Origin of the sequence: Bradyrhizobium sp. (assembly GCF_035935975.1) — a bacterium.
Lineage (GTDB): Bacteria > Pseudomonadota > Alphaproteobacteria > Rhizobiales > Xanthobacteraceae > Bradyrhizobium.
Window position 1 is genome coordinate 1 of sequence record NZ_DASYWN010000022.1, and the last position, 22114, is coordinate 22114.

General features: G+C 64.4%; 23 protein-coding genes. 14 read left to right on the forward strand and 9 right to left on the reverse strand.

Going from position 1 to position 22114, the window contains the following annotated elements:
* Positions 1–154: 154 nt before the first annotated feature.
* The gene (gene fghA / locus VGR99_RS09920) at positions 155–1000 is read right to left on the reverse strand and encodes an S-formylglutathione hydrolase (RefSeq protein WP_326898161.1); all 846 of its coding nucleotides are present in this window, start codon (positions 998–1000) and stop codon (positions 155–157) included.
* A 75-nt stretch (positions 1001–1075) separates the two neighbouring features.
* The gene (locus VGR99_RS09925) at positions 1076–1696 is read right to left on the reverse strand and encodes a response regulator transcription factor (protein ID WP_326898162.1); all 621 of its coding nucleotides are present in this window, start codon (positions 1694–1696) and stop codon (positions 1076–1078) included.
* A 194-nt stretch (positions 1697–1890) separates the two neighbouring features.
* Between VGR99_RS09925 and VGR99_RS09930 the strand changes: the two genes are divergently transcribed.
* Entirely contained in the window at positions 1891–3249 is a 1359-nt protein-coding gene (locus VGR99_RS09930; RefSeq protein ID WP_326898163.1) for a histidine kinase, read from the forward strand.
* A 61-nt stretch (positions 3250–3310) separates the two neighbouring features.
* On the opposite strand, the gene VGR99_RS09935 is transcribed toward VGR99_RS09930, so the two are convergent.
* Together VGR99_RS09935 and VGR99_RS09940 are read right to left on the reverse strand one after the other, a co-directional pair.
* Entirely contained in the window at positions 3311–5581 is a 2271-nt protein-coding gene (locus VGR99_RS09935) for a TonB-dependent receptor (RefSeq protein ID WP_326898164.1), read from the reverse strand.
* 530 nt (positions 5582–6111) lie between these two features.
* Positions 6112–6360, reverse strand: a complete 249-nt coding sequence (locus tag VGR99_RS09940) for a hypothetical protein (protein WP_326898165.1) — start codon at positions 6358–6360, stop codon at positions 6112–6114.
* Between the two features lie 61 nt (positions 6361–6421).
* Between VGR99_RS09940 and VGR99_RS09945 the strand changes: the two genes are divergently transcribed.
* The 4 genes from VGR99_RS09945 to VGR99_RS09960 all read left to right on the forward strand — a co-directional run bounded on the left by VGR99_RS09945 (position 6422) and on the right by VGR99_RS09960 (position 7748).
* Entirely contained in the window at positions 6422–6661 is a 240-nt protein-coding gene (locus VGR99_RS09945) for a hypothetical protein (protein WP_326898166.1), read from the forward strand.
* A gap of 116 nt (positions 6662–6777) precedes the next feature.
* Complete coding sequence (locus VGR99_RS09950; RefSeq protein WP_326898167.1) at positions 6778–7077, forward strand: hypothetical protein; 300 nt, start codon at positions 6778–6780, stop codon at positions 7075–7077.
* On the forward strand, positions 7074–7307 hold the full coding sequence (locus tag VGR99_RS09955) for a hypothetical protein (RefSeq protein WP_326898168.1): 234 nt from the start codon (positions 7074–7076) through the stop codon (positions 7305–7307). Before VGR99_RS09950 ends, VGR99_RS09955 begins: the two co-directional genes overlap by 4 nt.
* Positions 7308–7478: 171 nt before the next feature.
* Positions 7479–7748 carry a hypothetical protein gene (locus VGR99_RS09960; protein ID WP_326898169.1) on the forward strand — a complete coding sequence of 90 codons (270 nt, stop codon included), beginning with the start codon at positions 7479–7481 and terminating at the stop codon, positions 7746–7748.
* 3 nt (positions 7749–7751) lie between these two features.
* Here VGR99_RS09960 and VGR99_RS09965 read toward each other — a convergent pair whose 3' ends face one another.
* Positions 7752–8465, reverse strand: a complete 714-nt coding sequence (locus VGR99_RS09965; RefSeq protein ID WP_326898170.1) for a GntR family transcriptional regulator — start codon at positions 8463–8465, stop codon at positions 7752–7754.
* A 146-nt stretch (positions 8466–8611) separates the two neighbouring features.
* Between VGR99_RS09965 and VGR99_RS09970 the strand changes: the two genes are divergently transcribed.
* From VGR99_RS09970 to VGR99_RS10005, 8 genes are all read left to right on the forward strand, one after another.
* The gene (locus VGR99_RS09970) at positions 8612–9511 is read left to right on the forward strand and encodes a VOC family protein (RefSeq protein ID WP_326898171.1); all 900 of its coding nucleotides are present in this window, start codon (positions 8612–8614) and stop codon (positions 9509–9511) included.
* The gene (locus VGR99_RS09975; RefSeq protein WP_326898172.1) at positions 9508–11130 is read left to right on the forward strand and encodes a bifunctional 3-(3-hydroxy-phenyl)propionate/3-hydroxycinnamic acid hydroxylase; all 1623 of its coding nucleotides are present in this window, start codon (positions 9508–9510) and stop codon (positions 11128–11130) included. Before VGR99_RS09970 ends, VGR99_RS09975 begins: the two co-directional genes overlap by 4 nt.
* The gene (locus tag VGR99_RS09980) at positions 11127–11972 is read left to right on the forward strand and encodes a fumarylacetoacetate hydrolase family protein (protein WP_326898173.1); all 846 of its coding nucleotides are present in this window, start codon (positions 11127–11129) and stop codon (positions 11970–11972) included. The genes VGR99_RS09975 and VGR99_RS09980 overlap by 4 nt, the downstream gene beginning before the upstream one ends.
* An 86-nt stretch (positions 11973–12058) precedes the next feature.
* A complete protein-coding gene (locus VGR99_RS09985; protein ID WP_326898174.1) occupies positions 12059–13036 on the forward strand; it encodes a Bug family tripartite tricarboxylate transporter substrate binding protein in 978 nt (325 codons plus the stop codon).
* A 264-nt stretch (positions 13037–13300) separates the two neighbouring features.
* Positions 13301–13708, forward strand: coding sequence for a hypothetical protein (locus tag VGR99_RS09990; protein ID WP_326898175.1), 408 nt, complete (start codon positions 13301–13303; stop codon positions 13706–13708).
* 152 nt (positions 13709–13860) lie between these two features.
* Positions 13861–15324 carry a GH1 family beta-glucosidase gene (locus tag VGR99_RS09995; protein WP_326898176.1) on the forward strand — a complete coding sequence of 488 codons (1464 nt, stop codon included), beginning with the start codon at positions 13861–13863 and terminating at the stop codon, positions 15322–15324.
* Between the two features lie 261 nt (positions 15325–15585).
* Positions 15586–16818, forward strand: coding sequence for an acetyl-CoA C-acetyltransferase (locus VGR99_RS10000; protein ID WP_326898177.1), 1233 nt, complete (start codon positions 15586–15588; stop codon positions 16816–16818).
* A 345-nt stretch (positions 16819–17163) separates the two neighbouring features.
* A complete protein-coding gene (locus VGR99_RS10005) occupies positions 17164–17466 on the forward strand; it encodes an HU family DNA-binding protein (protein WP_008139488.1) in 303 nt (100 codons plus the stop codon).
* Between the two features lie 71 nt (positions 17467–17537).
* Here the strand turns inward: VGR99_RS10005 and VGR99_RS10010 are convergent, their stop codons facing one another.
* The 4 genes from VGR99_RS10010 to VGR99_RS10025 form a co-directional block, all read right to left on the reverse strand.
* A complete protein-coding gene (locus tag VGR99_RS10010) occupies positions 17538–17693 on the reverse strand; it encodes a hypothetical protein (RefSeq protein ID WP_326898179.1) in 156 nt (51 codons plus the stop codon).
* Between the two features lie 5 nt (positions 17694–17698).
* A complete protein-coding gene (lon, locus tag VGR99_RS10015; RefSeq protein ID WP_326898180.1) occupies positions 17699–20089 on the reverse strand; it encodes an endopeptidase La in 2391 nt (796 codons plus the stop codon).
* A gap of 8 nt (positions 20090–20097) precedes the next feature.
* The gene (locus VGR99_RS10020) at positions 20098–20481 is read right to left on the reverse strand and encodes an Hsp20/alpha crystallin family protein (RefSeq protein WP_200294876.1); all 384 of its coding nucleotides are present in this window, start codon (positions 20479–20481) and stop codon (positions 20098–20100) included.
* 186 nt (positions 20482–20667) lie between these two features.
* A complete protein-coding gene (locus VGR99_RS10025; RefSeq protein ID WP_326898182.1) occupies positions 20668–21237 on the reverse strand; it encodes a ferritin-like domain-containing protein in 570 nt (189 codons plus the stop codon).
* A 148-nt stretch (positions 21238–21385) separates the two neighbouring features.
* Here VGR99_RS10025 and VGR99_RS10030 point away from each other — a divergent pair, with 148 nt between their 5' ends.
* Positions 21386–22012, forward strand: coding sequence for a MarC family protein (locus tag VGR99_RS10030; RefSeq protein ID WP_326898183.1), 627 nt, complete (start codon positions 21386–21388; stop codon positions 22010–22012).
* The last annotated feature ends 102 nt before the right edge of the window (positions 22013–22114 follow it).

Genomic DNA, 22114 nt, shown 5'->3' on the forward strand with positions numbered 1-22114 from the left:
CAAGCTGCGGAATCGGATCGAGAACAAAACAGAATCGAACCGCGAAGAGCGAGCTACGCCGCTCGAAAGAGTCTCCTCGCAAGTGCTGAGCGCAACAAGCATTTTTCCATATGCGATCGCCCTACCGCAAGCGGGGAGAGGGAGAAGAAGAACCTCACCCCTTCAACCGCTCCGCATGCCAGTGCAGGTGATCGCCCATGAAGGTCGAGATGAAATAGTAGCTGTGGTCATAGCCCGGCTGCCGCCGCAGCGTCAGCGGGATGTTGGCCTTGGCGCAGGCGGCCTCCAGCAGCTCCGGCTTGAGCTGCTCCTTCAGGAAATTGTCGGCTTCACCGACATCGACCAGGAAGCCGGAATATTTCGCGCCGTCCTCGATCAGCGCCACCGTGTCGTTGTTGCGCCAGGCATCCTTGTTCGGGCCGAGATAGCCGGTCAGCGCCTTGATGCCCCAGGGCACCTGCGAGGGCGCGACGATCGGGGCAAACGCGCTGGCCGCGCGGTAGCGGTGCGGATTGCGCAGCGCCACCGTCAGCGCGCCGTGGCCGCCCATCGAATGGCCCATCACCGATTGCCGCTTGGCATCGACAGGAAAATTTCCCGCCACGAGCTTGGGCAACTCGTCGGTGACGTAGCTCCACATGCGATAGTTGCGCGCGAACGGCTCCTGCGTCGCGTCGACATAGAAGCCGGCCCCCAGGCCGAAATCGTAGGCATTGTTGGCATCCCCCGGCACATCAGGGCCGCGTGGACTGGTGTCGGGCGCAACGAAGATCAGGCCGAGCTCAGCGCAGGCTTTGCGGAATTCGCCCTTCTCGGTGACGTTGGCATGCGTACAGGTGAGGCCGGAGAGGTACCAGACCACGGGGAGCTTGGCACCGGCGGCATGCGGGGGGACATAGACCGAGAACACCATGTCGGTTCCGGTCGCCTGGCTGGCATGGCGATACACGCCCTGCACGCCGCCATAGGATGTATTGGTCGAGACAGTCTGGATCGTCATGCCGTTTGCTCCGTGGCATCTAACCACATCAACATTGCAACTCTTGTGTGACCGAAATTGCGGCGATGCGTAGCGTCAGGCGACGCCGCTGTCGATCGCCAATCGCACCAGCTCGACCGAGGTCTTCACGCCGAGCTTCTGGCGCATGAGGGAGGAGGTGTTGGCGACCGTCTTGTAGGACGATTGCACCAGCCAGGCGATCTCGGACAGGCTCTTCCCGGCGCTGAGCAGCCGCAAAATCTCCATCTCGCGCGCATTCAGCTTCGACAGCGGGCTCTGCGCCAGCGTCGGACCTGCGAAGGCGATGCTGCGCGCGATCGCGCTTGGAAGGTAGGTGCCGCCACCGCCGACGATGCGGATCGCCTCGACGAGGTCGTCGGGGTCGCCGGTCTTGGAGACGTAGCCCTTGGCGCCACACTCGATCGCGCGCGCGGCGAAGGCGGGGTCGTCGTTCATGCTGAACATGATGATGCGGGCCTCGGGCGCACGCTGGAGGATGCGGCGCGCCAGCTCGAAGCCGGAGACGGTCGGCAGGTTGATGTCGATGACGCAGAGGTCGGGGCGCTCGACGATGAAGACGCACTCGCCGTCCTCGGCGTCGGCGGCCTCCAGGATCTCGATCTCGCCCTGGTCGGCCAGCACGGCACGGCAGCCGGAGGCGACAATGGGATGATCGTCGACGATCAGAATGCGCATGAGCGTTCCCCGTGACAGCCGCCGGCCTATTTTTGCGCCGCATGATGCCGATGAGAACGCAGCGCGCGTTTCATGTCGCCTCATGCAACCCGGCCGGGATTGCTGTACGGTTTCGATTAGATATCGGGCGCTTCGCCTCTGTCAACGTCATCGGACGGGCGGAGGCCAGCCTTCGCGGGGTGCGGACGAGACCAATGTGGCAAAACCTATCCTTGCGCGCGCGCATCAATGTGTTGCTGGCGCTGCTGCTGGCGCTCGGGCTCGCCGTCAATATCGGCCGGCAGGTCGCGGAGGCAGGTCCGCGCGTGCAGGCCGAGGACCAGAGCGTGATCCGGCTCGCGCGCGAGTTCATCGAGATGATCGTGGCGGATCTCAACGAGGCGCCCGATCCGGACGCGCGGCTGAACCAGATCGCACGCGATCTCAGCCGCCTGCGCCACGTCAGCATCGCGCTGCTGGATTCCGGCGGGAACCCGTTGACGCCGCCCCGGCCGGACGCCGACGAGGACACGCGCGGCCCGCCGGCCTGGTTCGTCAGCCTGGTTCATCCCGAGCAGACTGCGGTGAGCGTGCCCGTCTCGATCCACGGCAAGCCCGGCTCGCTGCGGATCACGTCGCATCCCGATGACGAGATCGCCGAGATCTGGGACGGCATCGTGACCCAGCTCGAGGTCGGCTCGGTGGTTGCGCTCGCCTTGTTCCTGCTGATGATGACGGTGGTCGGCCGGGCGCTGGCGCCGCTGCAGTCATTGGCGCGGACGATGGCTGACATCGAAGGCGGGCACTATGACGCGCGCGTCACGCCGGGCGGCGCGCCCGAACTGGCGGCGATCTGCACCAGGCTCAACCATCTTGCCGCAACGCTCGGCGAGGCGGTCGAGGAGAAGCGGCGCCTCGCCGAGCGCACCGTGTCGCTGCAGGACATCGAGCGCAAGGAGATCGCGCGCGAGCTGCATGACGAGTTCGGGCCGTATCTGTTCTCGCTGCGCGCGCATGCCAGCGCGCTGGCAAAGCTCGCGGACGGGCGTGCTCCGAGCGCGGATGCGGTGCGAAAACATGGCAGCGCCTTGCTCGAGCAGATCAACGCGCTCCAGCAATTCACCCGCCGCGTGCTGCAGCGGCTCCGGCCGGTCGGCCTTGCCGAGCTTGGCCTCGGCCAGGCGCTCGAATCTCTGTCGCGGCTGTGGCGGGAATCGCATCCCGACGTCACCATCGAAACCACGATCTCGCCGCGGCTGGGAGCGACCGGGGAGACGGCCGACCTCACCATCTACCGCGTTGTGCAGGAGGCGCTCACCAACGTGTTCCGCCACGCCGGCGCGACCGCGGTCAACGTCGTCATCGAACCTGCGGACCAGCTCACGCGAGACGGCCGCCTCTGCGCCCGGGTGCAGGTCAGCGACAATGGCCGCGGCATGGAGCCTGGCCAGAAGCTCGGCTTCGGGCTCGTCGGCATGCGCGAGCGCATCCTGGCGCTGGGCGGCACGCTCAACGTCGTCTCCGGCGATGGCGGATTGACCGTCGAGGCTTTGATTCCAACGGCTTCGTCCTGAATGTTTCCCCGAATTTGTGCCACGTGACGGTCTCTCGAGAGCAGTGCAGGACTCTCGAGAGCTAGAACTTCGCCCTGATGCCGGCATAAGCGGCCAGCGGCGTGCCGGGCACGAACGTCCGGGGATCGGTCAGCTGCGCCATGAGGTTGGTGACCCCGCGCGTGGTGCTCGCAAAGCCGCCGGTTTGGTAGAAGGCGCCGGCCAGGTAGTAGTGCTGGTTGAAGACGTTGTTGATCAGGCCGAAGACCTCGATGTTGGGCGTGATCTGGTAGGAGCTGTGCAGGTTCACGACCCAGTAGGCCGGCACCTTCGGGCTCTGGTTGGTGTCGTCGTGAATCAGCCACTGGCTGCCGATGACGTTGAGGTCGGCGCCGACCTTCCACTTGTCCGTTGCGAGATATTCCACGCCGGCCTTGAAGCGATGCGCTGGAATGCCGGGGATATGGTCGCCCGGCTTGACGTTGACGAAGCTGACATCGCTGTTGTTCGGGTCGGTCACCGCGTTCGGGTTGTTCGGTGAGAACAGCGTGTTGTAGCTCTGATAGGTCGCATCGACGAAGGTGTAATTCGCGTAGGCGTTCCAGCGCTCCTGGCGGTAGTCGATCTTGGCTTCGATGCCCTTGCGCAGGGTCTGTCCGGCATTCTGGAAGAAGCCGAAATTGTTCACGCCCAGCGGGCTCGCGACCTGGATGATGTCGTCGTCGGACAGGGTGTGGAACACGCCAAGCCCCCAGGTGAGCATGCCGGTCGCGAGGTTTGCGCCGAACCCGCCGCGCACACCGGCCTCGAACGTATGCGACACCACCTGCTTGAGCGGCGGATCGGCCACGAGGAAGCTGTCGATCATGCAGGGATGGTTGGGATCCGAGCACCCGAGCTCCAGCGGCGTTGGGGCGCGGTTGGCTTCGGAGTAACCGCCATAGACGGTAACGGTGGGCGTGAGCTTGTAGGTCGCGCCGATCACCGGGTTCAGCCGCTGGAAGCGATTGCTGCTGTTGAGCAGTGGATTGGTCCCGGTCTGATCCTGCAGGTCGATCTGGGCATAGTTGAATCGCCCGCCCGCCGTCACGGACAACTTGTTGGTCACGTCGAACGTATCGGTGAGGTAGATGCCGGTGTAGGTGTTGGTGGCGTGCAGATCGACCGGGCTGAGGCCGGCGTCGGGCTGGTTGATGTAGATGCCGGTGCCGGTCACGAAGAGATTGTCGCTGACCGTCCCGAGTTCGCTGCTCGCATTGAACTTGGTGAAGCCGTGATCGACGGCGACACCCATGACGACGTGATTGTCGCGGCCGAACAGCTTGTCGGTATTGGTGGCCTGCGCCGTGCCGCCGAAGGTGTTGCTGTTGACCCAGTTGCGGTCGATCTCACCGAGGAAAGCAGTGCCGAGCGTGTTCGGGACCGGCGGTCCACCCACCGGCCCATAGATCGGGTCGTTGTCGTTCACGCCGTCGATGCAGAGGAAGCGACCCCGGCTGCACGATTCAACATCCGTACCGTTGCCGTCGACATGGGACTGACGGAATCCGCGATAGTAGACATTGCCCTGGAACGACCACGTGCTGGAGAAGTCATGGTTGAGGGTCGCGTTGAGAAACGCGAGCTGGAGGTGGGTCGTCTGCGGCCAGGTATAGACGCTCGACCAGCGCTGGTTGAGCATCTGGATCGGCGTTGCCGCGACATTGCCGAGCAAATTGTCGGCGCCGGTGAAGTTGACGTGAAATTCCGTATCGTCGTTGCGCGCGCCGATGTCGACATACATGCGGTTGATGTGTGACGAGTTGGCGTAGTCGCGCCATCCGCGATCATAGGCGGATTCGAACAGCGCATAGGCGGAAATGTTGTCCTTCTGCCCGCCGGCCTGGACGCTGCCTTGCACGCGTCCAAAGGAGCCGCCGAATGTCTCCGCCTCGACGCCCTGCCAGGTGAAGCCGTTCTTCATCTGAATGCTGAGCGCGCCGCCGATTGCGTTGAGGCCGAAAATCGGACTGTTGGGATACAGGGTCACCCGGTCGATCGCCTTTTCCGGAATGAAATCCCAATTGACCACGTCGCCCCAGGACTCGTTGATGCGGACGCCGTTCTGGTAGACCGCGATGCCTTGCGGCGTTCCTTGAACAGGCGAGGCCGTGAACCCGCGATAGTCGAGATTGCGCTGGAACGGATTGCCGGTCGTGTCGGTGAGCGCGACGCCTGGCAGGTCGCGGCTCATCGCGTCGGTGAAGTTGATCGTGTAGTTGTGGCTCAGCTGGGGAGAGGTGACGATGGCGGTATTCGACGGAACCTTGTCGCGATCCAGCAGGCTGGGGTCCTGGTTGGGGGCGGTGACCACCGTGCCCGCCGCCGGTGCGGTCCCGGCCGGTGCGCTCGGCCCTCTGTTGGTTCGCGCGCGCTGTACGCCCGTCGCTCTGTTTGAAGGTTTCGCGCTGCGCGTGCCTGAGAGCGGTGACGGAGCAATCACGGTGACCGGCGGAATTTCCGTCTCGGAGGATGCGGCGGACTGAGCTGTCGCGCTCGTCGGCACCATCGTCAGGCCGGCGAGGATTGCAGGCGCAATCGCAGATGCGCCGCGCGCCCAACGGTATTTCCCACCCTTACGCATACGTCCCCCCAAACGAGTCTTTATGCTCTTTGTTGCTGATCGAACCAGGGCCCATCACGGCTGGCTCGCTCTGCGATTGAGCTTAATACTACGGGTAGTTACGGGGGAAGATGGATGCTTGTCCGAGAGCGAAATCGCCTTGCTCGACAGTGCAAACGGCCCGGGAGAGATTTCAGAGTGCGTCGGGAAAAAATCCCGACCTCGTCGGGAATGTTTGGAGCGCTGTTATCCGCGCCCGAACGACCTCACGATCAACGTCGTCAAACTTTCGTTTTTCCGAATGGCATCTGCGAACCGGTCTGCGTGAAGTATTCCGCGAACGGGCCGCTGTCCAGATCGTATTTGTCGCGGCATCCCGGCGGAGAGGTTTTGCCGGGCGGCGGCTGGACGTGGCGCTCTTTGCTTTGCACCATGCGGGCAGCTTGGATAAAATGTCCCGCTTCCGGCACCATGTCCCCGGAGGCTTGCTCTGCCGTGTCATTGAAGAATCCGGACGCAGTCGCCGCCATCGTTGGAGCGCTTCGACACGTTTACGACGACGAGGTTGCACGCCTCATGCTCGTGGAGGGCATGAGCCTCGCCAACCTGATCGATGCGATGTTTGCCGCGCCCCTGACTCACCGCGAGGCGGTCAGGGCAATTACCGACGGGTTGGAAGATTTCGTCATTTCGCCGGATCTCGGTTCCATGTGGCACCTCAGATACGTCTATGGCGACCAGCCCGGTTCTCTGCATGTCGTGGACATGGAGATCGCGACCCCGAACGGCGTGCTGGCGAGCAGGGACATCTGGCTTCGTCTGTCCTCCTAATCTCATCGCGCTTTAGGGTGCGGTGCGTTGCGCCTCTGGCTGAGTTCTACCTCAGGCCGATTGACACAATGTTCATGATTTGTTCTTATGCTGGGCGTCCAGCCAAGGAGCCAGCCATGGACAACCGCATCAGTGAAATCCGCAGAGTTATCAGAGCATTGCGCGTCAGCATGCGTGAGGCCGAGGCCATCATGCATGAGCAGATCAACCGGGATGAAGACTGCACCTTCGTCGCCGAGGAGGTCATGAAGATGCGCACCGTGATGAGCGGGCTGGTCCGGGAGCGGACTGCGCTCGGCGACACCGACCCGATCGTCGTCGCCAGCCTCTTCGTTCCGCGCCGGCGGCCGACGCCGCCGCGCGTTCGTCTGGAACTGCGACGCCTTGCGCCGCCGCGAGAGGCGGCACGGGCATGACGGGAGAGAGGATCACCTACTTCTCCGACATGCAGGAGCCGCCGGAATTTCTCCGGGCACTCGATCATGTCCGGCGGCTATCTTGCTACGAGGGGTGGTGCCGGATGCATATCGAGGCGATCCAGGTCGCGATCGATCAGTATGCGGAGGCCGCGCTCGGCAACCGCGAGTTCTTCCTCAACAAGCCGCACAGCATCGGCGGGGTGCGGAGCAGGGGCGACGTGCCGTGAGATCGCGCGGCGTCCTGTCCTTTCGGGAAAGTGCCGAAAGCAGGTGCATCGCCTGACCTCACTGCGCCGTTGATTTATGTCAACGCGATCTCTCCTCCCGTGCTCACGTCATATCGAGCGGCGCTTGCGGCGGCATTCGTTGGTTCGCAAGCGCCCTCCAGGAGGATCATCATGCATCGCAGCAAGCGCCTTTCGATCAAGTCCGTGACCGTTGCAGGTATCGCAGCCACCGCGCTGCTGGGATTTGCGAGCCTCACGCTCAGCCCGACACCGGCCAAGGCCGTGGTCTATTGCCAGTACGTCGACTATCCGCCGAGCTGCGTGGCGAGAGCCGGCGTCGTGCTGCGGCCGCGTCCGGTGGCACGTGCGGCCGTGCGCGCCGGTACGGCGAGCGCAACCAATTTGAACGGCGGCGTCAATCGCGTCGGCGTGCGGCGGTAAAAGCTACGCCAGCAGTCCGTCGAGATCGGAATAGATGACGTCGGCCGTGCGTTGATAATGCTGCTGAAGCAGACGCACGGCCTGATCGATGTCCTTGGCGAGAACCGCCTGAAGGATATCGCTGTGCTCGGCACCGACCTTGCGTGCCGGATAGGCCTTCGCAATCGACATCATGCGATAACGATAGAGCCGGTCGGCGAGTTGCTCGCAGAAGCCGAGCAGGGGGCGTGAACCGCAAAGGCCAATCAGCGTCGCGTGGAACGCGCGATGCACCTTCTCCCAATCCGGATTGTCCTCGAATGTGTCGGGCTTGAGCGATCGCGGCGTGCGGTCGAGCCGGTGATGCGCCACCAGCAGGGCTTCTTCCCAGCTCTGGGTCGCGTTCTGCATGGACTCGCGGAGCGCCAGGCCTTCGACCCAGCACCTCGTCTTGGTCAGCTCCTGCAGCTCCTCCTTGCTGACCTCCTTCACATAGAAGCCGCGCTGCTCCATGCCGACGACGAACTCTTCGGTCGTCAGACGGTTGAGCGCCTCGCGCAGCGGGGTCTGCCCGACATTGTACTGCTCCATCAGGAAGCGCGACTGCAGCTTGCGTCCGGGCTCGAGCCGCGTGGTCAGGATGTCGGCCTTGAGGCGCGCATAGATCGTGGTCGCCAGCGTCGCCGGCTGGTCCACCTTCTGGCTTGGCAGGTTCTGGCTTGGCAGGTCTGGGTTCATGTCGGGGCTCACGGGAATCCCATTGGAATCTCTGCGCTTGTGTACATTAGCAAACTTCAGCCCAATTATTTATAAATTTCTCCTTTACGAGAGATTTTATACATATTACTGAACGGACGTTCGCGTTTCCCTGACAAGGAAGTCCAATGCCCAACTTTCCGGTGATGGCCCTGCGCAGCGTCGAGATCACGACGCCGCAGCTTGCCGGTTCGGTCGAGTTCTACAGCAAGGTCTGGGGCCTCGACGTCGTGGCGGAAGCGGACGGCACGGTGTACCTCGCCGCGACGGGCAGCGACTTCCACGTCCTCGAGCTCACGCCCGGCGAGGCGACGTCGTTCCGCAAGATCAGTTTTCGCGTTCGCTCAGGTGAAGATCTGCAGCGCTTGTTCGCGCGGGCGCGGCAAGCCGGCTGCGAGGTGATCAGCTCACCCGCACTGTCGCTCGCGCCCTCGGGCGGGACAAGCTTCGTGGTCCGCGAGCCGCAGGGATGCGCCATGGAGTTCGTCCACGGCGATCATACCAGGCCAGCGCGCGTGATCGCGGATCGCCCCGAACGGCTGGCGCACGTCAACATCAACAGCGCCGACATCGAAACGCTCTCGAATTTCTATCGGGAGACCTTGGGATTCCGGCTGTCGGATCGCTCGAAGCTGATGGCGTTCCTGTGCTGCAACAGCGATCACCATGCCGTCGTGCTGGCCGAGGCACCGCGTAACGGCCTCAATCACATTGCCTTCCTGATGCCTGATCTGGAATCCGTCATGCGCGGCTCCGGTCGCATGGTGGACCACAATTTTCCGATCGGTTGGGGCGTCGGCCGTCATGGCCCCGGCGACAACGTGTTCGCCTATTTCGTCGATCCGACCGGCGCGGTGATCGAATACACCGCCGAAGTCCTGCAGATCGACGACAGCTACGTCGCGAAAGGCCCAAGCGATTGGGTCTGGCCTCCGGGACGGACCGACCAGTGGGGCATCGCGCCGCCCAAGTCCGACGCCTGCAAGACGGCGCAGCTCGCCGTTCCCTTCACGGCGGCGCGCACATGACGGACACGGCTGGCGCCACCGACTATGACGGGCTCGTCGTCGGCTTCGGGCCGACCGGTGCCGTTGCCACGGGCCTGCTGGGCCGCCTCGGTCATCGCACGCTGGTCATCGACCGGCTCACCGATGTCTATGACAAGCCGCGCGCGATCGCGCTCGATCACGAGATTTTTCGTCATCTCGACAATATGGGCCTTGCTGGCGCGATCTCCCCTTATATCGAGCCCTTCACCGCTTCGGAGCATTTCGGCGTCGACGGCCAATTGATCCGTCGCATCGACATGGTCGCAAAGCCCTATCCGCTCGGCTACACGCCGAGCATGGTGTTCAGCCAGCCTCCGGTCGAGGCCGAGCTGCGTCGCCACGCGACCAGTTTTTCCAACGTGCGGGCCGAGCTCGGCGTCGAGCTGCTCGATCTCGTTCAGACCGCAGATCGCGTCGAGGCGCGCCTGAAGGACAGCGATGGACGGCATCGTGCGGTGACGGCGCGCTATGTGCTCGGCTGCGACGGCGCCTCGAGCACCGTGCGGCAGATCGCAGGCCTCGGCCTCGAGGATCTCATCTTCGATGAACCCTGGCTGGTGGTCGATGTGCGCGCGAACGAGAGCGCGCTTGCGCGGTTGCCGCAATGCTCGGCGCAATTCTGCAATCCGGCGCGCCCGGTGAGCTTCCTGATCGGCCCGCACAACCACCGCCGCTGGGAGATCATGCTGCTGCCGGGCGAAGACGCGCGGCAGATGGAGCGTCCCGACAATGTCTGGAAGCTGCTCGCGCCCTGGATCACGCCGCAGGACGGCGAACTGTGGCGCGCGGCTTCCTATCGTTTCCACGCCCTCGTTGCCGCCGACTGGCGCAACGGCCGGATCCTGATCGCCGGCGATGCCGCGCATCAGCAGCCGCCCTTCATCGGCCAGGGCATGTGCCAGGGTCTGCGCGACGCGACGAACCTCGTCTGGAAGCTGGACCGGGTGCTCAGGGACGTGTCCTCCGACAGCCTGCTCGACAGCTACACGGTCGAACGCAAGCAGCACGTCATCGAGCTGACCGGCAAGATCAAGGCGATCGGTCAATCGATCTGCGAGCGCGATCCGGCGGCGGCTCGCCAGCGCGATGCGCAAATCCTGGCCGATGGCGGCGGCAAGCCGCTCGTTCTGACACGGCAGGAAATCATTCCGCCGCTCCGCGCAGGATGTCTGACGCATCACGATGCGCCGGCGCGCGGCAGCCTGTTTCCGCAGCCGCGCATCTCCAACGGCAGCACGGTCCGCCTCTTGGACGAGGTGACCGGGCCCGGCTGGCGCGCGGTCATCGACGGCCGCAGCGATGACGCCGCGTCCATGCTCGCGCTCTGTGCCACACACCCGGACATCTCGGCAGCGGCGATCTCGCCATCAGGCACAGGCCGGCTGAACGCGCTCGAAGAGACCGAGGGCGTGCTCGCCGACTGGTTCGACCGTCACGGTGTCATCGCAGCGATCGTGCGGCCTGATCATTACGTCTTCGGCACCGCGCGCAATGCGACCGAGCTCGGCGATCTCCTGCGCGAGATCGACATGCGTCTTCGGGACGTTGCCGCCGGGCAGGACAAGATTTCCGATTTAAAAATGGAGAGAACACCGTGAAACTGGCTACTGTATCGATCGACGGCCGCACCACCTGGGGCATCGTTGAAGGCGAGACTTTTTTTGATGTCGGCGCTGCGCTGGCTTCGCGTTATGCCGACCTCAAGGCCGCCATCGGCTCCGGGCTATCAGGCGTTGCTGACGCGAAATCCGCGGCCGCTTCCATTCCGGTCTCCAAGGTCAAATGGCTGCCGGTGATCCCGAACCCGGACAAGATCCTGTGCGTGGGCCTCAATTACGAGACGCATCGCAAGGAGACAGGTCGCGTCGAGGTCGATCACCCCACCATTTTTTCGCGTTACGCCAACAGCCAGACCGGGCATTTGCAGCCGATCGTGCGGCCGCGTGTCTCGACCGACCTCGATTTCGAGGGCGAGCTTGCGGTCATCATCGGCAAGGCCGGACGCTACATCCCCCGCGCGGACGCCATGGATCATGTCGTCGGCTATTCCTGCTACAACGACGGCAGCATTCGCGACTTCCAGCGTCACACCCATCAGTTCACGCCGGGCAAGAACTTTCCGGACACTGGCGCATTCGGGCCCTGGATGATGACGCCCGACGAGCTCGGTCCGCTCGCCGAGCTCAAGCTGCAGACCCGCCTCAACGGAGAGGTCATGCAGGAAGCGCGCATCAAGCAGATGATCTTCGATATCCCGCGCCAGATCGAATACTGCTCGACGTTCACGCGGCTCGAGCCCGGCGACGTCATCGTCAGCGGCACGCCGGGCGGCGTCGGCGCGCGGCGCGAGCCGCCGCTCTGGATGAAGCCCGGCGACATCGTCGAGATCGAGGTCGAACGTCTCGGCGTGCTGCGGAATGTCGTCGCAGACGAAACCTGATCGGAACGCCGCGGCCGGCGACGGCCTGCGGCGCGCGAACGACCCATAAAAACCCGCAAAGCGGGATCTTCCAGGGGAGGAACACCATGTCCGGACTATCCCGTCGTCTGCTGCTCGCCGGCGCTGCGCTCTGCCTGTCTGTTCCGGCCTTCGCGCAGTCGTGGCCGCAGCGGCCCGTGACCGTCGTCGTGCCGCAGCCGGCGGGCAACAGCCCGGACGTGATGTGCCGCCTCATCACCGAGAAACTCTCCCGGACCCTCGGGCAGCAGTTCATCGTCGAGAATCGTCCGGGGGCTGCCAACCTCGTCGGCACGCAATCCGTCGCGCGTGCGGCACCGGACGGCTACACATTCCTGTTTGCCACGTCGGCGGCGCTCGTCACTAATCCCTTCACGTTCAAGAAGCTCCCCTACGATCCGATCAAGGACTTCGTGCCGGTCGCGATGGCGGCCCGGAGCAACCACGTCCTTCTCGTCAATCCCGAGGTGAAGGCCAACTCGCTGCCGGACTTGATCAAGCTCGAAAAGTCGGCGCCGGGTTCATTGAGCCTCGCCGTCGACGGTGCGCGCAACCTCTCGGGCCTGATCGCTCAGGCCATCAACAAGAACGCCGGAACCGGATTTGTGCTCATCCCCTACAACACGACCACGAATGCGGTGCAGGATGCGATCTCGGGCCGTATCCAGGTAACGATCCAATCGGCGTCCATCGCCGAGGCCTTCATCAAGGCAGGCACGCTTCGGCCGGTTGCCGTTGCCGGCGCCAAACGGATCGACTCCCTGCCTGATGTTCCCGCGATCGCGGAGACTCTGCAAAGCGTCGATCTCCAGGGCTGGTTCATGTTCATGGCGCCGGTCGGCACGCCCACCGACATCGTCGACAAGCTGAGCGCCGAGATTGCACGCGCGCTGGAATCGTCGGACGTGCGCGAACGCGCTCCCAGCCTCGGCTTCGATGTCAGCATTGGCGATGCCGTCACGCCCGTCGGCGCAAAGCGCTTCCTCGACGACCAGCTTGCCTCGTCCGGCAAGATCATCCAGGCGCTCGGCATCGAGCCCGAGTAGCGACAGATGCCCGCTGCGCTGGGCGTGACCGGCCGGGTCTTCGCCGGGTGCATGACGATTGTCATGACCGTTCTTGCGGCAAGTTCCGAAACCCGCATCGCACAGTTCCGGAGAGCGGCATCGCGCCGCAGCAGAGCCGTCATCATTGGGACGCAACCCTGACATAAGCGGATCATCCGGATTGGCACGGGCCGCACGATTAACGCATTCTTAGCGCGAACCGTGCGGATGATCGGCACGGGAATACCAGGGGAGACAGCTCCCATGCTGAAGGACGGTACCTACGCGGCGTGGTACAAGACGCCGTTTGACCAAGGCACCGGCATCGTCCATGTCGCAGATGGCCAGATCTGGGGCCACGACAGCCTGATGACGTATCACGGCGCTTGCGAGGTCGACGGCGATCGCTTCACCGCGACCGTGTCGACGAAGCGTCATACCGAGGGACGTGCCACAGTCTTCGGCGTCTATGACGAGCTCACGCTGCAGATATCGGGGACGTGCCCGGGCAAGATCGCGACTTACACGGCGACGGCCGGACAGGCGCCGGGAGTCGTCCTCGAGGGAACGCTCATCCTGACGGAACAGCCGGCGGCGGCGCCTGAACCAACCGGGCCGATCCCGGCGTTCGATCCCGGCAAGCTTCCGAAGCTGCCGAAGCGCTCCCGCTGACGGCGGGCGCTCGCTGGTCGCACGCCCGCATCAACGTGCCGCGCCCTGGCAGCGCAATTCTGCATTCTCAAACTTCAGTGCCGGCGCTTCTCAAAACGGCTGCGAGTCGTCATTGTGCCGCCGCTAGCGCATCACCCTCGGAGCCGCATCACATGTCGGACAAAGTCTCGCGTCGCCAGTTTGCCAAGCTGGCGGGATTGTCCGCAGCCGGAATGGCAACTCCGCTGGAGATCGCGGAGGCGAAGCCGCCGCTGTCTCGCGGTGCAGCTGGCGGCTTTCCAGCGGGCTTCGTCTGGGGCACGGCGACCTCGTCCTATCAGGTCGAAGGCGCGGTCAATGAGGACGGGCGAGGGGCCTCGATCTGGGACAAGTTCGTGCGCATCCCCGGCAAGATCGAGGACGGCACCACCGGCGACCGCGCCAATGAGCACTATCATCGCTACAAGGAGGATATCGCGCTCATCCGGGACCTCGGCTGCAAGGCCTATCGTTTCTCGATCGCCTGGCCGCGGGTGTTTCCGGATGGCGACGGGAAGCCGAACCCGAAAGGGCTCGACTTCTACAACCGTCTCGTCGACGAGCTGCTGAAGAACGGCATCGAGCCGTGGGCGACGCTCTATCATTGGGATCTGCCGCAATCGCTCCAGGACCGTTTTGGCGGCTGGCGCTCGACCGAGACCTGCAAGATCTTCGGCGACTATGCGGGTTATGTCGCCGAACGCCTGACCGATCGCGTCAGGAATATGTTCACGCTGAACGAGAGCGGCCGCTTCGTGCAGTTCGGCTATGGCCTCGGGATCGATGCGCCCGGCGTGACGCTGCCGCAGGTCGATGTCAATCAGGTCAGGCACAACAGCGCGCTCGCGCACGGGCTTGCCGTGCAGGCGATACGGGCGCGCGGGCGCCGCGGCACCCGGGTCGGACCGGCCGAGAACATCGACGTCTGCGTTCCCGCCCTCGATACGCCCGAGCATGTCCGCGCCGCCGAGATCGCGCTGCGCGAGATGAATGCCGGCTATCTCAACGTCATCATGACGGGCCAGTATACGGACGCGTTCCTGAAATATGCGGGCGCGAATGCGCCGAAATACACCGACGCCGAGCTGAAGATCATCTCCTCGCCGGTCGACTTCCTCGGTCTCAACATCTACGCGCCGCAGAACTATGTGGTGCCGTCCGACCAGGGCGCGGGCTTCATGCCGCTGCCGATCCCGAAATCGTTTCCGCACATGAGCTCGGACTGGCTCCGTATCGCGCCGGAGACGATGTATTGGGTGCCGAAGCTGGCGGCAAAGATCTGGAAGACGGACGCGATCTATATCACCGAGAACGGCACCTCCGGCGACGACGTCGTCCAGCCTGACGGCAAGATCTACGATACCGATCGCGTCATGTACCTGCGCAACTATCTCTCCCAGCTCCAGCGCGCCACCGCCGAAGGCGTGCCGGTGCGCGGTTATTTCCTGTGGAGCCTGATGGACAATTTTGAGTGGGTGTTCGGCCTCAACCAACGTTTTGGGCTGTACCACGTCAATTTCGACACCCAGGTGCGCACGCCGAAGCTCAGCGCGAGCTACTACCGCAACGTGATCGCGAAGAACGCGGCGGGAGCGTGATCTCTTCGCCTCTCCCCGCACTTGTCCCGCCGAAGCTTTAGCGAAGGCGGATACGGGGAGAAGGTCGGGGTGAGGGGGACTCTCCGCGAGTCCATCTGTCACCGTTCTCGCTGAAGCTCTCCTCCACCCGGATTTTCCGCTGCGCGTAAAATCCGGCCGCTCCCACGAGCGCGCAGATGCGAAGGGGAGGCGTCCCGCATTGACTCCACTCCTCCCCTGATTCAAAACCGCGACAACACTCATAACAAGAGGATAACGCCAATGGTTGACGCGCTGATCATCGATGCCTGCCGTACCCCGCGGGGCGTCGGCAAGGCCGGCAAGGGAGCACTCTCCGGCATTCATCCGCAGCAGCTCGGTGCCACCGTGTTGCGCGCGCTCGCCGATCGCACCGGCATCGACACCGCCGATGTCGACGACATCGTCTGGGGCTGCAGCGCGCAGGTCGCAACGCAAGGCGGCGACCTCGGTCGCATGTCCGCGCTCGATGCCGGCTACGACGTGCGCGCCAGCGCCGTGACGCTCGATCGCTTCTGCGGTTCGGGCATCACCAGCGTCAACATGGCAGCGTCCTCGATCATGTCGGGCAGCGAAGACCTCGTCATCGCCGGCGGCTGCGAGATGATGTCGATGGAGGGACGCCGCGGCGGTGGTCCGATGATGATGGACAACGGCAATCTGCGCCTGCGCGCGCGGCATCCGCAGTCGCATCAGGGCGTCTGCGCCGACGCGATCGCAACCATGGAAGGCATCACGCGCAAGGACGTCGACGCGCTCGGCCTCGAAAGCCAGAAGCGTGCGGCGCAGGCGATTGCGGGTGGCCACTTCAAGAAGAGCCTCGTGCCCGTGCATCGTGAGGACGGCAGCCTCGCGCTCGATCATGAAGAATATCCGCGACCGCAGACCACGATGGAGGGGCTGGCGGCGCTGAAGCCGGCATTCCCCGCCATCGCCGACTATGCGCTCGACGACAAGGGCACGACCTATCGCGGCCTCATCCTGCAAAAATATCCTGATCTCAATATCGACTTCATGCACCACGCCGGCAATTCGTCGGGCGTCGTCGACGGCGCGGCTGCGATCCTGCTGGCGTCACCGACCTACGCCAAGGCGCATGGCCTTAAAGCCCGCGCCCGCGTCGTTGCGATGGCCAACATGGGGGACTCGCCGACCCTGATGCTGAACGCACCGGTGCCGGCCACGCGCAAGGTGCTGGCGAAGGCGGGCCTCTCCATCGACGACATCGATCTGTTCGAGATCAACGAGGCGTTCGCGGTCGTCGCGGAGAAATATATCCGCGATCTCAAGCTCGACCGCGGCAAGGTCAACGTCAATGGGGGCTCGATCGCGCTCGGTCATCCGATCGGCGCGACCGGCTCGATCCTGATCGGCACGGTGCTCGACGAGCTCGAGCGGCGCGATCTCAAGCGCGGTCTCGTCACCATGTGCGCCGCCGGCGGCATGGCGCCGGCCGTCATTATCGAGCGCATCTAGCCTGTCCGTTCATCTCTCTCCCCCCGTAAAAACAGGGGAGAGAGCAGCTTAAGATGCGATCTAGCCTTATTTTCTAGGGTGAAACGCGACCGGCCTTGCATAAAGAGGCCGGTCGTCGCTTGTCGAAAGCCGCGAATCAGCTTTAGCAAGGTTGCGTGCGGGCCTTTGAAACAAGGTAAAATCCGCTGATCGAGGCCTCTTCCGTTCAGGAAGCAGCTAAAAAGCAGGGGTTTTTGCCACAGGGGGCCAAAAAAGCCCGTAAAACCGCGACAAAACTGTGCAGAAGGCTATAGGCCTTCTCCGGTTGGTCTAATATGCAACCGGCAACGAATCAGAGGAGACACGATGCCAGCCCAAATGTCCAAATCGCAGTTGATCGAAAAGATTGCGACCGCCACCGAGCTTTCCAAGCGCGACGTCAAGAGCGTCATGGAGACGCTGACCGACGTTGGCCACAAGGAGCTCAAGAAGAACGGCCTGTTCCTGGTGCCGGGCTTCGCCAAGTTCGTGGTCATCAAGAAGCCCGCGACCAAGGCTCGCAAGGGCACCAACCCGTTCACGGGTGAAGAGATGATGTTCAAGGCCAAGCCGGCCCGGAAGATCGTCCGCGCCCGCCCGGTCAAGGCTGCCAAGGACGCCGTGGCCTAACAACGCAAAGGCCCCCTCGCATGGAGGGGGCCTTTTGTTTGGGGCAGCCGCGAGGGCCTGAGACGGAGGGCTCAACCCTTGCGGCGCTTCACCCGGACCGGGATCGGCTGAAGCCGCGGCTCGGGTCCTGCAAGCGCATCGCGCACCCGGTCGATGGCACGGCCGAGCAACTGGCGCAGCCGCTGCGTCTTCCGCGAACGTTTCGCTTCTTCCAGCAGTTTCTTCATCGCATTCACTCCGCCGCTTCGACCTTGGCTTCATCAGGCTCGAGCGCTGCGGCGATGGCCTCGTCGACGCGCTCCAGCCAGATGAATTCGAGGTTGTCCCGCGCGCTCTTCGGGATGTCGTCGTAGTCCCGCTTGTTGCGCGCCGGCAGCATCACCCGCTTCAACCCGGCGGCGGCCGCAGCCACCACCTTCTCCTTGATGCCGCCGACCGGCAGCACCAGCCCGCGCAGCGAGATCTCGCCGGTCATCGCCGTGTCGCTCCGCACCGTGCGATTGGTGAGCAGTGACGTCAGCGCCGTGAACATCGCCACGCCCGCGCTCGGTCCGTCCTTCGGGGTTGCACCCGCGGGGACGTGAACGTGGATGTCGCTCTTCTCGAACACCGTGGGATCGATGCCGAGCTGCGGGGCCTTGCTCTTCACCAGCGTCAGCGCCGCCTGCACGCTCTCGCGCATGACCTCGCCGAGCTGGCCGGTCAGGATCATGCCGCCGCGGCCGGGCACGCGCGAGGCCTCGATGAACAGGATGTCGCCGCCGACCGGCGTCCAGGCGAGGCCGGTGGCCACGCCCGGAATGCTGGTGCGCTGCGCGATCTCGCCTTCGAAGCGCGGCTGGCCGAGCACGGTGGCGATGTCCTTCGTCGTCACCACGACCTTGGCGGCCGAGCCGTCGGCGACCTGCACCGCGGCATGGCGGAACACCTTGCCGATCTCGCGCTCGAGGTTACGCACGCCGGCCTCGCGGGTGTAGCCCTTGACGACCAGTCTCAGCGCCTCCGGCTCGATCTCGGCCTGGTCGGCCGTCAGGCCGTTGGCCTCCAGCTGACGCCGCACCAGATAGCGCCGCGCGATCTCCAGCTTCTCCTCCTCGGTGTAACCGGCGAGGCTGATCAGCTCCATGCGGTCCAGCAGCGGACCCGGAATCTGGTCCAGCATGTTGGCGGTCGCGATGAAGACGACGCGCGACAGGTCGAAGGGCACGCCCAGGTAATTGTCCCGGAACGTCCCGTTCTGCTCGGGGTCGAGCACCTCCAGCATGGCGGCAGAGGGATCGCCCTGCACGCCACGGCCCATCTTGTCGATCTCGTCCAGCATCATGACGCAGTTGCGAGCGCCCGCCTTCTTGATGCCCTGGATGATGTTGCCGGGCAGCGCGCCGATATAGGTGCGCCGGTGACCGCGGATCTCGGCCTCGTCATGCACGCCGCCCAGGCTGACGCGCACGAAGGGGCGATCCATCGCACGCGCGATGGACTGGCCGAGCGAGGTCTTGCCGACGCCGGGTGGACCGACGAAGCACAGGATCGGGGCCTTGCCCTGCGGCGCCAGCTTGCGCACCGCCAGATATTCGATGATCCGGCTCTTGATCTTCTCCAGGCCGAAATGATCGGCATCCAGGATGCGGCGCGCTTCCTTGATGTCGATCGGCTTCTCCGCGGGCAGCGCCCACGGCAGCTCGATCAGCCAGTCCAGATACGTGCGGACCATGCCGGATTCACCGGCAGCCTCCGGCATGCGCTCGTAGCGGCGCAGCTCTTTCTTGGCGTGCGCCTCCGCCTCCGGCGGCATGTTGGCCTTGGCGATCGCAGCGGTCAGCTCGGCGACCTCGGCAGCCTTGCCGTCGCCTTCGCCCAGCTGGCGCTGAATGGTCGCCATCTGCTCGCGCAGGATCGCCTCGCGCTGCCGCTCGTCGAACGTGGCGCGGGTCTTCTGGCCGATCTCGTTGCTGATGCGCAGCACCTCCAGCCGCTCGGCCAGGTGCTTCGACACCTTCTCGACACGCAGCGCGAGGTCGATGGTCTCAAGGACCTCCTGCTTGTCCTGCGGCTTGATGTCCATGAACGAGGTCGCCAGATCCGCCAGCGCGCCGGGCGCGGTGGTGCTCTGGAACATCCCGACCAGCTCGGGCGGCGCCTGCGGCAGCAGCTCGATCGCCTCGATGGCCTGGCGCTGCAGGTTCAGCGCGCGGGCCTCGATCTCGGGCGAGGTCGTGGTCGGCTCGGGGATCTGCTGGATGCGCGCGGCCGGGAACGGCGTCCCCGGCAGGAAGTCGAGGATGCGCGCGCGCTGCACGCCCTGGCAGACGATGTGGTGGGTGCCGTCGGGCGCGGTGATGTAGCGCACGATGTTGGCGATGGTCGCGACCCGGTAGAGGTCGTCCGGTCCGGGCTCCTCGATCTCGGGGCTGCGCTGCAGGACGATGCCGACCGGGCGCTGCTCGCGCAGCGCCTGCTGCGCGGCGGCGATGGACTTCGCCCGGCCGATCGCGATCGGCGCGATGGCGCCGGGAAACAGCACCATCTCGCGCACAGGGATGATGATCAGTGCGTCTTCGGGGATCTTCACGTCGGGCTCGGTGGAATTGGTCTGTGAATTGTTCATCTGTTCGGTGGCCATGATCGACCTCAGGATTTGGCGAGGCGCAGTGCGACGCAGCCGTCCATCACGAAGCGGCTGATGGCGTAGCGGCCAAGGGGAAGCGCAATGCGGCGCTCAAAACGCCCCTGCGGCAGCTCGAGCCGGTGGATGCGGGCGTTGCGAAGCTCCGGCGGCAGCGTGCGCTGGCCGGAAATGACGAGCACGCCGTCATGGATCACCGTCTCGACATTGTCCGGATTGACGCCGGGAAGCGCGACCAGGATCAAAAGCTCATGCTCGGTCTCGAGCACGTCGATCGGCGGCTCCCAGCAGGCTTCCTGACGGCCGAACTGCTGACGCAGCCGTTCGCCGCGGGTCAGCTGGTCCAAGGCTTCGGACAGCATCCAGTCGAAGGGATTTTTCGGTTGCATGGCAAAACTCGGGGAAGGCGCTGCGGTTGGAAAACGGGGATATGGTGATGGTTCCCGCAAATTCCAGCATCGTGCATCCCGGGCATGGCTGGCCCCTCGATCGGGAGGAGGCCCTTGCGCTCAGATGCATCGACGCCGCGGAGATGTTCCGCGGCGCCGGAGGCAACAATGGGGCGGGGACGTGGATCAGGCGGCTTCGCGGTACTCGGCCTCCGCTTCAAGGTTGATCACGGAGGTGGCGAGCTCGGTCAGCGTGTGGTCGGTGGCCTCTTCCTCGTCCAGCGTCTCCTGCAGCAGCCTTGCCGCCTCGGGCATGCCGAGCTCCTCGGCCCAGGTGCGCAATGTCCCATAACGGGAGATCTCGTAATGCTCGACGGCCTGCGCCGCGGCGAGCAGGCCGGCGTCGAGGGCAGGGGCGTTCTTGAAGTCCTTCATGATCTCGGCGCCCTCCTCGGTGATGCCGTTGATCGCCTCGCACGGCTTGCCGCGCGCGGGCTTGTTCAGCATCTTGAAGATCTGCTCCAGACGTCTGACCTGGCCCTGCGTCTCCCGCAGATGCTTGTTGAAGGCGGCCGCAAGGTCCTTCGAATGCGCGGCCTTGGCCATTTTGGGCAGCGTCTTGATGATCTTGTTCTCCGCGAAATAGATGTCTTTCAGCGTTGCCAGAAACAGGTCGCTGAGCATCTTAGGCGCCTGACGCGGGCGGCGCGATGCGGTCTTTTTCTTGAGGGCACGTTTCTTTGCTTTCTTAGCCATGGATTCGATCCTCCTCATGAGGTGACACGGGAAGGCACGTCCTTCCTCAATCCTCCCGCGATCAAGAGCCGGCGTCTGCAAATGTTCCTCGCGAAGCGCGCGGCGAGCGGCTATGGCTGGCCGCTCACGCTCGCAGAAGACGCCTTTCATGCTCGATTTCGCCCTGTCCGCCTTCGTCACGCTGCTGCTGGTGGTCGATCCCGTCGGCCTCGCGCCGGCCTTCTTGGCCGCGACCTCAGGCATGCCCGACAAGATCAAGCGGACGGTGGCGCTGCGCGCACCGCTGATCGCTGCCTCGATCCTGGTGGTGATTGCGCTCGCCGGAAACTGGCTGCTGCGCCAGCTCGGGATCGGCATCCCCGCCTTCCAGATCGCCGGCGGGCTGCTGCTGTTCGGCGTCTCCTACCAGATGATCTTCGGCGACCGGCCGCATCGCGAGGCGCGGGAGGCGGACAAGGCGACCGCGGAGCACGCCTCCGATGTCGCGGTGTTTCCGCTGGCCATTCCGATGATGGCCGGGCCCGGCGCGATCGCGACCACGCTGCTGCTGTCGGGCGGCGCCGGCTACGGCGCCAAGCTCGCCATCATCATCGCGATCGTCCTCGCGGTGTGCCTGCTCTGCATGCTCTGCTTCGTCTCGGCTCACCTGATCGCGCGGACCCTCGGACGCACCGGCAATGCAGTGCTCTCGCGTGTGCTCGGCATGCTGCTCGCGGCCTATTCGGTGCAGTTCGTGATCAACGGGATTGCGGCCGTCCGGGCGAGCTTTTCGTAAGGCTGCGACAATCGGCTAATCTTTTGATTTAACGATATATTCCCTGGTGTAACGGTACATCCGGCAAGACGGCGCCAGATCCGGGCCGCTTTCTCTTGCACT

Bases quoted from the DNA above. Each gene is read 5' to 3' on its own strand.
- VGR99_RS09925 (WP_326898162.1), bottom strand. From the start codon at position 1,696: ATGCGCATTCTGATCGTCGACGATCATCCCATTGTCGCCTCCGGCTGC.
- VGR99_RS09940 (WP_326898165.1), bottom strand. From the start codon at position 6,360: ATGGCGGCGACTGCGTCCGGATTCTTCAATGACACGGCAGAGCAAGCC.
- VGR99_RS09930 (WP_326898163.1), top strand. From the start codon at position 1,891: ATGTGGCAAAACCTATCCTTGCGCGCGCGCATCAATGTGTTGCTGGCG.
- VGR99_RS10025 (WP_326898182.1), bottom strand. From the start codon at position 21,237: ATGGCTAAGAAAGCAAAGAAACGTGCCCTCAAGAAAAAGACCGCATCG.
- VGR99_RS09985 (WP_326898174.1), top strand. From the start codon at position 12,059: ATGTCCGGACTATCCCGTCGTCTGCTGCTCGCCGGCGCTGCGCTCTGC.
- VGR99_RS09970 (WP_326898171.1), top strand. From the start codon at position 8,612: ATGCCCAACTTTCCGGTGATGGCCCTGCGCAGCGTCGAGATCACGACG.
- VGR99_RS09965 (WP_326898170.1), bottom strand. From the start codon at position 8,465: ATGAACCCAGACCTGCCAAGCCAGAACCTGCCAAGCCAGAAGGTGGAC.
- VGR99_RS10030 (WP_326898183.1), top strand. From the start codon at position 21,386: ATGCTCGATTTCGCCCTGTCCGCCTTCGTCACGCTGCTGCTGGTGGTC.
- VGR99_RS10020 (WP_200294876.1), bottom strand. From the start codon at position 20,481: ATGCAACCGAAAAATCCCTTCGACTGGATGCTGTCCGAAGCCTTGGAC.
- VGR99_RS09955 (WP_326898168.1), top strand. From the start codon at position 7,074: ATGACGGGAGAGAGGATCACCTACTTCTCCGACATGCAGGAGCCGCCG.
- VGR99_RS09960 (WP_326898169.1), top strand. From the start codon at position 7,479: ATGCATCGCAGCAAGCGCCTTTCGATCAAGTCCGTGACCGTTGCAGGT.
- VGR99_RS09990 (WP_326898175.1), top strand. From the start codon at position 13,301: ATGCTGAAGGACGGTACCTACGCGGCGTGGTACAAGACGCCGTTTGAC.
- fghA (WP_326898161.1), bottom strand. From the start codon at position 1,000: ATGACGATCCAGACTGTCTCGACCAATACATCCTATGGCGGCGTGCAG.
- VGR99_RS10005 (WP_008139488.1), top strand. From the start codon at position 17,164: ATGCCAGCCCAAATGTCCAAATCGCAGTTGATCGAAAAGATTGCGACC.
- VGR99_RS09995 (WP_326898176.1), top strand. From the start codon at position 13,861: ATGTCGGACAAAGTCTCGCGTCGCCAGTTTGCCAAGCTGGCGGGATTG.
- VGR99_RS10000 (WP_326898177.1), top strand. From the start codon at position 15,586: ATGGTTGACGCGCTGATCATCGATGCCTGCCGTACCCCGCGGGGCGTC.
- VGR99_RS09950 (WP_326898167.1), top strand. From the start codon at position 6,778: ATGGACAACCGCATCAGTGAAATCCGCAGAGTTATCAGAGCATTGCGC.
- VGR99_RS09945 (WP_326898166.1), top strand. From the start codon at position 6,422: ATGAGCCTCGCCAACCTGATCGATGCGATGTTTGCCGCGCCCCTGACT.
- lon (WP_326898180.1), bottom strand. From the start codon at position 20,089: ATGGCCACCGAACAGATGAACAATTCACAGACCAATTCCACCGAGCCC.
- VGR99_RS10010 (WP_326898179.1), bottom strand. From the start codon at position 17,693: ATGAAGAAACTGCTGGAAGAAGCGAAACGTTCGCGGAAGACGCAGCGG.
- VGR99_RS09975 (WP_326898172.1), top strand. From the start codon at position 9,508: ATGACGGACACGGCTGGCGCCACCGACTATGACGGGCTCGTCGTCGGC.